Source organism: Pontiella sp. (assembly GCF_041622395.1).
In the GTDB taxonomy this organism is placed as follows: Bacteria; Verrucomicrobiota; Kiritimatiellia; order Kiritimatiellales; family Pontiellaceae; genus Pontiella.
The window spans coordinates 1-10016 of the sequence record NZ_JBFJYW010000131.1 but is presented as its reverse complement, the minus strand read 5'-3'; the positions used below and the strand labels follow the sequence as shown (position 1 = coordinate 10016).

The window sequence follows — 10016 nt, the reverse complement described above, 5'->3', positions numbered from 1 at the left end:
GCTGACCTGCAATTCCTGCGAAGTGGATTTTTTCGGGTATTCCGAAGTGCGGGATTCCGAAGTGAAATTGTACGAGTGCACCGATTGCGGCGCGATCTTTTCGCTGGCCAACGGGGCCTCGCTGGAGGAAGGCATGCAGGGGAAATTCTGTCCCGATTGCAATGCGCCCCTCGAGGAAACGCTGGAGGAAAAAACCGCGGCGGGGATCTGCCCGATGTGCGAGGGGCGGGATTATTATGGTTCCGGCGCGGCGGAGGAAGTCGAACTGGAAACCTATTGCTTGGAGGTTTCCAACTAATGTTCAAGCGCCGCGAAATCGGTTTGCTCTTGGTTGTGATGCTCTGCGGGTGCTCGGAATGGCGTAAACAGCAATATGAGGGCTACACCGAATTCCACAACGCCGCCAAGGCGGGAGACGTCGACGAACTGAAGCGCCTGCTCGACCAAGGCGCCGACATTGATCAGCGAAGCCGTTCGGCGCAGTGCACGGCGCTGGGCTGCGCGGTGCGATGGAAAAAGCATGCCGCGGCACAATTCCTGTTGGAGCAAGGCGCGAAAACATCCCTTTCATTCCGGGTTGCTTCGATCCGCTATACGCCGTTTCAGGCGGCTGCGCGCAATGGCGACGAGCGGATGGTCCGCCTTTTCCTGCCCTATCTGGAACGGATCGACGAAGGCATGGACGGCATATACCAGACCGGAAACCGGTCGGCGTTCACCTGGGCCTGTTCGCTGGACGACCTCAAGCTCGCAGAGTTCCTGTTGGAAAGCGGCGCAAACATCAACGTGCGCAATTGGAATTATGAAGGCACGCCGCTCATTCTTGCGGTGAAGGATTTGCGCATCGATGTCGTCCGTTTCCTGTTGGAAAACGGTGCGGATGCGGACCTTACGGATCATCAACGAAATTTATCCGCATTGGGTTGGGCCAACGCGATGTTGGAGGGTAAATTTATTTCGCTTTCCCGTTCATGGGGAAAGCACCTTGGACACGCGCCTGCTGCGGAAGAGCTGGAGGAGGCGCGGCGGGTTCACGCGGATATCGTGGCTTTAATCAAAGCGGCGCGCTCCGCCTCAAACAAAATAACGGTGAGTGAATGATGAACAACGATTTATTGAATGAACTGAAGCAACGGCAAAAACGGATTCTTGAAAACCTCGGCACGGACCTGCTGATTCTGCCGGCGGGCGCTCCGCCAACGGGCGTTTCGCTGTTCCTGCAGGACGACGATTTCCACTACCTGACCGGATTCCCGGAAGAGGGCGCGATCGCGGTGTTCGACCCGACGCGCGATTCCGAAAACGTGGCGCTTTTCGTGAAGGAGAAGGATCGGCAGGAAGAGGTTTGGCAGGGGTTCACCATTGGTACGCGCAAGGCGCGCGAGCGGTTCCCGGCCGACAAGGTCTACAACGTCAAATCGTTGGAATCGACGCTCAAGGACCGCTTGAAAGGGCGCACGGTCTATTACAAGGCCATCCAAAACCAGCGGCAGGGCGAGACCCTCGAAAAACTGTTGGAGCAGGAGGGGGTCGTGCCCCGGAAGTCCGGCGGACCGTTCGACGAACTGCTGGAGATGCGCGTCATTAAATCCGCCTACGAACTGGAGCAGATGCGCCGCGCCATCGAAATCACGGGCGAGGCCCACCACGCCTGCATGCGCGCCGGCAAAACCGCCCAATTCGAATACGAGCTCGAGGCCGAGTTCGAATATGCCTGCAAAACGCGGGGCGTGCGCCACTTCGCCTTCGGCTCCATTGTCGCGGCGGGGGCCCACGCCACCTGCCAGCACTACGTCGAAAACAACGGGCCCGTCGGTCCGGACGATCTCGTGCTGATCGATGCCGGCGCAAAATGGAACAACTACTGCGCCGACATCACCCGCACGTTCCCGGCGTCCGGCAAATTCACCGCGATGCAGCGCGACCTGTATGAAATCGTCCTCGCCTCGCAAAAGGCGGGCGTCGAGGCGGTCGCGCCCGGCATCAGCTTTTTTGAGCTGCACAATGTGGCGGCGCGCGTTTTCGCCGACGGGCTCAAATCGCTCAAGATTCTGCACGGCTCCACCGACGGAATCATCGAAAAGAATGCCTATCGCGACTTCTGGCCGGGCGCGCTCTGCCATTCGCTCGGGCTCTATGTCCACGATGTCATGCCCCAAGCCTTCCGCGGCGCCGACGCCGAGCGCAAGCTGGAGCCCGGCATGGTCGTCACCGTGGAGCCGGGCTTCTACTCGCAGGATTTCAACCACCAGATTCCGGAGGCGTTCAAATATATCGGCATCCGCATCGAGGACGATGTGCTGGTGACCGAAGATGGCCACGAAAACCTGAGCGCCGCCATTGCGAAGGAAGTCGCCGACGTGGAAGCGATGGTCCAGTCCGGTTTGCAGTAGCAGGGCCGCCACGGAAGATTCGACGAAATAATTCGGTGCGGAGCGGATTTTAAAATCATTTTGTCCGCAATTATTTTGTCGAATATGCTCCTGTAGAGCGAATTAAGGATCGCCCGTTTCGGGCGGTTTATTCGTTGCCGGTTTTTTGCTGATCCAGCTCGCGTTGCGTCAGATAGAGCCGCATTTCGAATTCGGTTTGGTGATAGCCCGGCAGCATGTTCTCGCACAGGTTGTAGAAGGCCTTGTTGTGGTCCCTCTCTTTCAGATGGGCGAGTTCGTGCACGACGATCATCTTCAGGAAATCGATCGGGCAGGTTTTAAACACGGTGCTGATCCGAATTTCGTTTTTCGCTTTCAGTTTTCCGCCCTGAACTCTTGAAACATAGTGATGCGTGCCGAGCGCGTTATGGATGACGTGAATCTTATTGTCGTAGGCCACCTTGCTCAGTGGCCCGGATTTTTTCATGTGTTGGTTTTTCAACCCGACCACATATTCGCGCAACGCGGCATCGCTTCGGATCTCGTGCATTTTCGGATGCTTCTGCTGAAGAAAGGCATTCAGCGTATTTTGGTCAATCATCGTCTGCACGCGCTGTTGCAGTTCCGGGGCATAGCCGGCGAGATATTTCAATGCGGTCATTGGCTCGCCGGCTCCGTACGCAGTGCTTGGCGCGAGGCGCGATCGACGAGGCCGAAGAGTTCGTCGATCGGGCTTCTTTCTTTGGAACGGCGATGGCCTTTGACTTTAACAAAGGCGCATTCGAGCGAATCGATCAGGCGGAAGAATTCCCGGTAGAGGTCCGCATGGTTGAGCGGGGCTCCGGTTTTGGAGCAATATCCCTGTTTTTCGATTTTTTCCCGGCGGTCGGGCAGACCGATGATGTTCTGGGAGTCGGTATAAACGGTAACGCATCGCGGCTGTGTTGCCCGCAGCGCCCAGAGGAGGGTTTCGATTTCCAGTCGGGTGGAGGAGGTTTCCTCAAAGCGTTTCACTTGGACGCGGGGTTTCATTGCCTGGAAGTCGGCCGTTAAATCGGGGATGGCAAGGTAGGCACCGAAGCCGATCCGGGAAGCCGGATGCGCACTTCCATCGGTAAATAGCAAAAGCGGTTTCATCATCGGTGGCGGCGGTGTCTTCCGTTTTTCTTTCTGCGCGAAGGTTCGGGATGGTTTTCTTTTTCCAGCAGCTCCCGCTCGCGGAGCCGGCGCAGGCGTTCCCGGTTTTCCTTGGCGGCGAATTCCACCTCGTTCAGCACGCCCTTCACATCGGCTTTTTTGGTGGATTCCTTGAAGCGGCCGGTGAGTTTGATGTCGGGGGCGAGCGTGCCGGCTTCGTAGTGCGCCCAGATTTCCTTGGCGTGCTTGCTTTTGAGCAGCTCGGGGGCGAAACGACCGTAATAGGCGGTCATATTGTTGACGTCGCGCGCCAGCATGGCCCGGGCGTTGTTGTTCCCGGCGGCATTCACCGCTTGCGGCAGATCAATAATGACGGGGCCTTTTTCGTCCTGTAGCACATTGAATTCCGAGAGGTCGCCATGCACGATTCCCGCGCAGAGCATGCGCACCACATCCTGCATGATCAGTGCATGGTCTTTTTGCGCCTGTTCGGGCGTCAGGGTAATATCGTTCAATCGGGGGGCCACGCCGCCCTCGGCATCGGTAATCAGTTCCATCAGCATTACGCCGTCGACGCAGCCATAAGGCCGGGGAACGCGGACGCCGGCATGGAACAGAAGGGTGAGTGCATCCGCTTCCGCATGCTGCCAGATTTCTTCCTGCTCCTTTTTCCCGAATTTGGAGCCTTTGGCCATGGCCCGCCCGCGGCGGCTATTGCGCACGTGTCGGCCTTCCCGGTACTGCACCGCTTTTTTAAAGCTGCGTTTCGAGGCGTCTTTATACACTTTGGCACAGCGGATCTCCGCGCCGCAGCGGACCATGAAGATCGTGGCCTCCTTGCCGCTCATGAGTTGCCGCAGCACCTCATCGACCAGGCCATCGGCCATCAGCGCTTTGAGTTGTTTGGGAATTTTCATTGCGGGGTTTATACCGCACGGAACATCAGATGCAATGTGTATCGGACCGGGGATCGGAAGAAGGGAGGCGAACTGCCATCGGTAAAACGTAAAACCGGTTTTATGGCGGGCATGGTGGCGCATGATGTTTGGGGCGCAACCCAGGCGAGCCCGCGCCAATATTTTTGGCTTATTAGCTGGATTTGAACGGCTTCAGTCTTCAGGTTCCCCTGTTCTCCAAATTTAAACGGCAAGGATAGGCAGGCATGAGCACATTTAAAGAACTCGGAATTTCCGAAGGATATCGCAAGGGACTGGCGGAGCTGGGTATTGAAACCCCGACGGTGATCCAGGCGAAAACGATCCCGATGCTGTTGGGGAAAACCACCGATTTTATCGGCCAGGCCCAGACGGGTACCGGAAAGACCGCGGCGTTCGGATTGCCGTTGCTGGCGGGGATCGATGCAAACCGGCGCCATATCCAGGCCGTCGTGCTGGCGCCGACCCGCGAGCTGGCCAAGCAGGTGCAGAAGCAGCTGTTTAAATTCACGAAATATGCCGACCGCATCTTTTCCGAGGTCGTTTGCGGCGGCGATAAGATCGACCGCCAGATCGAGGCGCTGAAGCGCCCGACGCAGGTGCTGGTGGCAACGCCCGGCCGGCTGATGGATCTGGTGCGCCGCAAGGCGGTGGACCTTTCGCGCGTCGAAACCCTGGTGCTCGACGAAGCCGACGAAATGCTGAAGCTGGGCTTCCGCGAGGATATCGAGTCGGTCATGACACTGACGGCCGGCGGCCGTCATATTTGGCTGTTTTCGGCCACGATGCCGCCGGGCATCAAGAAAATGATCAGCCAGCATCTGGCGGCCGATGCCCCGTTCTTGAAGATTGATAAGCAGCACATCGTGAACCCCAATATCCGCAACCAATACATCCGCTGTACCGAGGGCGAAAAGCTCGAACGGATCGTCGATTTCCTGAAACAGCGCGGCGAGCAGCGCGGGCTGATCTTCTGCCGCACGCGGCAGGATACGATCGATTTCGGCAAGGCGCTCGAGCCCTACGGCTTTTCCAACGTCGTGCTGCACGGCGATCTGATGCAAACCGAGCGCGACAAGATTATGCGCATGTTCAAGAAAGGCCGCGCCCGCATCCTGATCACCACCGATGTCTCCGCGCGGGGGATCGATGTCGAAGGGCTCTCCTTCGTGATCCATCATCAGCTGCCGGAAAAGAACGAATACTACACGCACCGCAGCGGCCGCACCGCGCGCGCCGGAAAATCGGGCATTTCGTTGGCCCTGATTACCCGCCACGAAGAAAAGCGCCTTGCCGATCTGTCGCGGCAACTCGGCATCTCGTTCCAGGAAATCGCATAGTTGATGGGCGAGCGCGTTGAAATCTATACCGACGGCGCCTGCAAGGGGAATCCCGGGCCGGGCGGCTTCGGGGTGGTTCTGATTTGCGGCGGCCGGAAAAAGGAGCTCTCCGGCGGATTCCGCAAAACCACCAACAACCGCATGGAGTTGCTGGCCTGCATCGAAGGGCTGCGCTCGTTGAAACGCCCCTGCTCGGTGGTGCTGACCAGCGACTCGAAATACGTGGTCAACGCCATGGTCCTGGGCTGGGCCAAAAAGTGGCGCTCCAAGGGGTGGATGCTCTCCCCCTCGAAGCCCGCGAAAAACCCCGACCTCTGGGCCCAACTGCTCGATCTTTGCGAAGAACAGACGGTGGCGTTCGAGTGGGTTAAAGGCCATAGCGCCCATCCCGAAAACGAACGGTGCGATGCCCTTGCCGTCGCCGCCTCCAGCGGCAAGGACCTCCCTGCGGACGACGGCTTCGAAAACGCCATCGTCCCCGAAGGCGACCTGTTTAGCCTTTAGTTCCCATTCGAATCCCATCCTGTTTACGACGGATTTTTTTTACCACAGAGTTCACAGAGGCACAGAGCATTTACAGCCCTCTGTGTCCTCTAGCGTAGCGGGGGGTAAAATTGGGTTCCGGTTTGGCCCGGCTAGGCGATATGGCTGCTCGTGTTTTTGGCCTTTTCCTTTTTGGCCTGCCGTTTCTCCTTCAGGGTTAGTTTGGGTTCTTTGCGTTTCTCTTTTTGGCCTTTGTCCTTCTTACCTTTTTCGCCCATGTGATTGCTCCGTTGTGGGGTTCATCCAATGCCAACATTCGGCGGAACGGATCCGCCGTAGCATCTGGTCAAGCGTTTCGATCGTTTGTTGGTTCACTCCGGCGGCGAGTCGGCGATCTCGGGTCCGGCCTAGCGGATCGCTGCGAGGGAAAGGTGGAACGCCAACGTGGGTCCGCCCCCTGGTTTTCGCCGGTGCGGTAAAACCTACAACCAATTCCCAAATAGGCAACATATACTTTCGGCGCCCCCCAAGACGGGGCCATCGATCCCGAACAATAAAAACGGGAAACGGAATCGCTATATTCCGTACGTTCTGTAAAACAAAGGCCGATTTCCAGACGACCCCGATTTAACCCTGCCTGAGGACCAATGAAAAAAACCTTCCAACTGATCCATCCGAAAATCAAATACCCGCGCATGGTCGAGGCCACCAAGAACGAGCTGCGCAAGTATATCAAGCGCGAGCGCCGCAAAGAGCTCCCCGAAGGGGCCGATTTCTGGGACTTCGACTGCAAGTTCGGCGATACTGAAGCCGATGCCAAAACCATCCACCTCGCGGAAATCGATGCCTGCATCAACGAGGCCGAATCCCGCGAGCTGACCTCGTTCTACATCGAAATAATCCGCAAGGAAGGCGTTCGCGCCAAGCCCGAGCGGGAAACGCCGGTCGTGAACATCGTCGTTCCCAAACCGAAAAAATTCGGCGAGGAATAATTTTCCATGCATGAGCTACAGAAAAACTTCAAGCGGCCGCCCCGCAAGCACACGCCGAAGGGGCTCGAAATTCTCTATGAAGACCGCGACATCGTGGTGGTTGAAAAGAGCAATGGGCTGCTGACCGTCGGCACCGAGAAGATCAAGGAAAACACCGCGCACTTCCTCGTGAACGAATATGTGCGCAAGGGGAATCCGAAATCCAAGAACCGGGCCTATATCGTGCACCGGCTGGATAAGGAAACCTCCGGCATCCTGGTTTTCGCCAAGAGCGAAGAGGTGAAGGAGTTTCTGCAAAAAAACTGGCCGAACACGAAGAAGCAATATGTTGCCGTGCTCTCGGGGCACTTGGCGGAGAAAGAGGGGCTGGTCAGCTCCTATCTGCTGGAAAACAGCGTTCACCGCATGTATTCCGTTCCGAATTCGAAGGACGGCAAGCTGTCCAAAACCGGCTACCGCGTTCTGAAGGAATCGGAACATTTCAGCCTGGTCGAAGTCGATCTGCTGACCGGCCGCAAACACCAGATCCGCGTCCACATGGCCGACCTCGGCTGCCCCGTCGCGGGCGACAAGAAATACGGCGTCAAGGGGCAGGGCGTCAAACGGCTTTGCCTGCACGCCGCTTCGCTCACCATTGTCCATCCGTTTTCCAAGGAAAGCATGACCTTCGAGTCGGAAATCCCGCCCTACTTCCACAACGTGATGTGCAAGAAGCTCGAGCCGGTCAAAGAGGTGAAAAGCGCCGATGGCGCGCCGCGTGCCACGGCGCCTTCCGCCACGGCGAACAAAAGCGTCGGCGGCAAGAAACCGAAAAAGAGCAATGCCCAGCGCAAAGCGGCGGCCTTGAAGCGCGAAAAAAATCAGCGCCGCAAATAGAGCTTCGCGCAACCGATGGCGTCGGACAGCGCTTCGTGGTGTTTGAGCGGAATGCCGAGGCGCTCGCAGCAACTGTTCAGCCGATACGGCAAATAGCCCTTGGCCTTGTAGATGCGCATGGTGCACTCCCAGCGGTCGGCCAGCCCAAGCTCCGAATAGTCGAGGTCGTAGTGCTCCATCGTGCGCCGCAGCACGGAGCGGTCGAACACTTCGTTGTGCGCCACGATCGTGCGGCGTTGCAGGCGCTGGCGGATTTCCGGATAGAGCTGCCCGAAGGACGGGGCATTCGCCGTATCCTGCGGTCGGATGCCGTGCACCGCGATGTTCATCCCGAAATAGGCGTTGCCCGGCGGCTGGATCAGCGAATAGTACTCCTCCGCAATGTGCCCGTTTTCCACGGTAACGATGCCCACGGCGCAGGCGCTGTTGCGCTGCCCGGTGGCGGTTTCAAAGTCGATGGCCGTAAAATTCATTCGGGAAAGATAGCAAAAAATCTCAATTAGCCAAACGATTCGCGCAACAGCGCTTCGGCGGCGGATTGCCATTCGTTGGAAATGGCGGGGTTGGTGCGGACGTAGAGGCGGCGGGCGACGCGGACCTCGAACGCGGCGGCGGAGGCGAAGCGGTCGAGCAGGTGCGGCGGGTGGCTCCGGACGGCGGCGGCCAGCGCTTCGATCAGGTCGAGCGGCTCTTCGTGCGCCGGCACCAGCACGAACTGCCAAAGGCCGTCGGGCTCGGATGCGATCGCACGCTCGATCAACGCGGCGATGGCCGCGCGGTGGCTCAACAGATCGGCCCCGCAGAAGAGCAGCGCGCGGCGGTTGCCTTTCCCCAAAAAATCATTCACCGCAAAGCCGCTAAGTTCGCCAAGTTTCGCAGAGTTTTCCTTTGCGATTTGTGTCTTTGCGTTAAAGGCCTCTAGGTCATCCATGTTGATGCGGATCTGTTCCTTGAAGAGGCCGGCGAGGCGCCGGGAGCAAAAGCGCGGGGTGACGGGGTCGGCGGGCAGGTTCGGGTGTTCGTCGAGCAGGAGTTCGATTGCGCGGATATCGTCGGCCGAAAGGTGGTCGGTTTGATGGATGGCGTAGGGCGGGCGGACGTCGTGATCGAATTTCCATTTGGCCGCTTCGCTCCGCAATACGGTGCCGGGCAACACCAGCGTCTGCATGCATTGCACCTGGACGGCGTCGCCGAAGGCGAGTCCCCAGTCGAGGCTGCGGCGGACATCGGCGAGCGTTTGGCCGGGCAGGCCATACATGATGTCGAGCACCACATGCACCCCGGCGTTGCACAGCGACTGAATGCCGGCCGCCGTTTTTTCGAGCCGCACCGGGCGCGTCACGTTGGCGAGTACGGCGGGGTCGATGCTCTGAACGCCGACCTCGACCGCCGTAAAGTTGGCCGCTTTCATCAGGCCGGCCTGCTCCTCGGTCAGGGTGTCGGAGCGGATTTCGGCAAAGAAACTCAACTGGTGGTCGCGGTTGAGCTCGGCGAGCGCCGCAAGAAATTCGGTAAAGCGCGGGCGGGCATTGAAGGTGGGGTCGACGAAGCGGATCTCGTTGGCACCGAGTTCGCGGAAGCGGCGGATGCGGTTTAAAACCTGTTGGGTGGTCAGGGTGCGCAGGCCGGCGTGGAGCTGGTAGTAGCGGCAATACGAGCAGGTCAGCGGGCAGCCGCGCACGGTTTCGAGATAAATCACCGGGCGGTTCTGCACGCACTGCATCATCCGTTCCTCCGAGGGCTGGGCGGCGGCCAGCTCGGCGGTCGGCGCGGGTTCGGTTCCCCAGGTCCAGCCCGCGGGGGTGTTCTGCGCCAGATTGTCGAAATCCACCGGGGTGCCCGTCCGCCAGCAGTGGAGCATCGCCGGGAATACGGTTTCGC

The 10016-nt window shown here is 58.7% G+C and carries 13 protein-coding genes; 7 read left to right on the top strand and 6 right to left on the bottom strand.

Features of this window, described 5'->3' with window-relative positions; all coding sequences use genetic code 11:
- The 3 genes from ABYO54_RS09060 to ABYO54_RS09050 all read left to right on the top strand — a co-directional run.
- Positions 1-298 (top strand): hypothetical protein (locus tag ABYO54_RS09060; RefSeq protein ID WP_372807930.1); only part of this gene is annotated, 298 nt, incomplete at its 5' end.
- Entirely contained in the window at positions 298-1101 is an 804-nt protein-coding gene (locus tag ABYO54_RS09055) for an ankyrin repeat domain-containing protein (RefSeq protein ID WP_372807929.1), read from the top strand. The genes ABYO54_RS09060 and ABYO54_RS09055, both read left to right, overlap by 1 nt.
- On the top strand, positions 1098-2393 hold the full coding sequence (locus ABYO54_RS09050) for an aminopeptidase P family protein (RefSeq protein ID WP_372807928.1): 1296 nt from the start codon (positions 1098-1100) through the stop codon (positions 2391-2393). The genes ABYO54_RS09055 and ABYO54_RS09050 overlap by 4 nt, the downstream gene beginning before the upstream one ends.
- Before the next feature lie 127 nt (positions 2394-2520).
- Here ABYO54_RS09050 and ABYO54_RS09045 read toward each other — a convergent pair whose 3' ends face one another.
- Genes ABYO54_RS09045 through ABYO54_RS09035 form a run of 3 tightly spaced genes read right to left on the bottom strand, consistent with a single transcriptional unit; the run spans position 2521 to position 4426 of the window.
- Positions 2521-3033, bottom strand: a complete 513-nt coding sequence (locus ABYO54_RS09045; protein ID WP_372807927.1) for a M48 family metallopeptidase — start codon at positions 3031-3033, stop codon at positions 2521-2523.
- Positions 3030-3512: a ribonuclease HI gene (locus ABYO54_RS09040; RefSeq protein WP_372807926.1), complete on the bottom strand. Its 483-nt coding sequence runs from the start codon at positions 3510-3512 to the stop codon at positions 3030-3032. Before ABYO54_RS09040 ends, ABYO54_RS09045 begins: the two co-directional genes overlap by 4 nt.
- Complete coding sequence (locus ABYO54_RS09035) at positions 3509-4426, bottom strand: PA4780 family RIO1-like protein kinase (RefSeq protein ID WP_372807925.1); 918 nt, start codon at positions 4424-4426, stop codon at positions 3509-3511. The genes ABYO54_RS09040 and ABYO54_RS09035 overlap by 4 nt, the downstream gene beginning before the upstream one ends.
- Before the next feature lie 245 nt (positions 4427-4671).
- Here ABYO54_RS09035 and ABYO54_RS09030 point away from each other — a divergent pair, with 245 nt between their 5' ends.
- Positions 4672-5784 carry a DEAD/DEAH box helicase gene (locus ABYO54_RS09030; protein WP_372807924.1) on the top strand — a complete coding sequence of 371 codons (1113 nt, stop codon included), beginning with the start codon at positions 4672-4674 and terminating at the stop codon, positions 5782-5784.
- A gap of 3 nt (positions 5785-5787) precedes the next feature.
- On the top strand, positions 5788-6288 hold the full coding sequence (gene rnhA, locus ABYO54_RS09025) for a ribonuclease HI (RefSeq protein ID WP_372807923.1): 501 nt from the start codon (positions 5788-5790) through the stop codon (positions 6286-6288).
- 131 nt (positions 6289-6419) lie between these two features.
- Here the strand turns inward: rnhA and ABYO54_RS09020 are convergent, their stop codons facing one another.
- Positions 6420-6545, bottom strand: coding sequence for a hypothetical protein (locus ABYO54_RS09020; RefSeq protein ID WP_372807922.1), 126 nt, complete (start codon positions 6543-6545; stop codon positions 6420-6422).
- A gap of 369 nt (positions 6546-6914) precedes the next feature.
- On the opposite strand from ABYO54_RS09020, the gene ABYO54_RS09015 reads away from it, so the two are divergent.
- Complete coding sequence (locus ABYO54_RS09015; RefSeq protein ID WP_372807921.1) at positions 6915-7259, top strand: DUF6172 family protein; 345 nt, start codon at positions 6915-6917, stop codon at positions 7257-7259.
- A gap of 6 nt (positions 7260-7265) precedes the next feature.
- On the top strand, positions 7266-8135 hold the full coding sequence (locus ABYO54_RS09010; protein WP_372807920.1) for an RluA family pseudouridine synthase: 870 nt from the start codon (positions 7266-7268) through the stop codon (positions 8133-8135).
- On the opposite strand, the gene ABYO54_RS09005 is transcribed toward ABYO54_RS09010, so the two are convergent.
- Positions 8120-8608, bottom strand: coding sequence for a 3'-5' exonuclease (locus tag ABYO54_RS09005; RefSeq protein ID WP_372807919.1), 489 nt, complete (start codon positions 8606-8608; stop codon positions 8120-8122). The two genes, ABYO54_RS09010 and ABYO54_RS09005, sit on opposite strands and share 16 nt — an antisense overlap.
- Positions 8609-8634: 26 nt before the next feature.
- Positions 8635-10016, bottom strand: a 1382-nt coding sequence (locus ABYO54_RS09000) for a radical SAM protein (RefSeq protein ID WP_372807918.1), incomplete at its 5' end; no start/stop codon positions are given.

Bases quoted from the DNA above. Each gene is read 5' to 3' on its own strand.
- ABYO54_RS09050 (WP_372807928.1), top strand. From the start codon at position 1,098: ATGATGAACAACGATTTATTGAATGAACTGAAGCAACGGCAAAAACGG.
- ABYO54_RS09015 (WP_372807921.1), top strand. From the start codon at position 6,915: ATGAAAAAAACCTTCCAACTGATCCATCCGAAAATCAAATACCCGCGC.
- ABYO54_RS09020 (WP_372807922.1), bottom strand. From the start codon at position 6,545: ATGGGCGAAAAAGGTAAGAAGGACAAAGGCCAAAAAGAGAAACGCAAA.
- ABYO54_RS09005 (WP_372807919.1), bottom strand. From the start codon at position 8,608: ATGAATTTTACGGCCATCGACTTTGAAACCGCCACCGGGCAGCGCAAC.
- rnhA (WP_372807923.1), top strand. From the start codon at position 5,788: ATGGGCGAGCGCGTTGAAATCTATACCGACGGCGCCTGCAAGGGGAAT.
- ABYO54_RS09030 (WP_372807924.1), top strand. From the start codon at position 4,672: ATGAGCACATTTAAAGAACTCGGAATTTCCGAAGGATATCGCAAGGGA.
- ABYO54_RS09010 (WP_372807920.1), top strand. From the start codon at position 7,266: ATGCATGAGCTACAGAAAAACTTCAAGCGGCCGCCCCGCAAGCACACG.
- ABYO54_RS09045 (WP_372807927.1), bottom strand. From the start codon at position 3,033: ATGACCGCATTGAAATATCTCGCCGGCTATGCCCCGGAACTGCAACAG.
- ABYO54_RS09035 (WP_372807925.1), bottom strand. From the start codon at position 4,426: ATGAAAATTCCCAAACAACTCAAAGCGCTGATGGCCGATGGCCTGGTC.
- ABYO54_RS09040 (WP_372807926.1), bottom strand. From the start codon at position 3,512: ATGATGAAACCGCTTTTGCTATTTACCGATGGAAGTGCGCATCCGGCT.
- ABYO54_RS09055 (WP_372807929.1), top strand. From the start codon at position 298: ATGTTCAAGCGCCGCGAAATCGGTTTGCTCTTGGTTGTGATGCTCTGC.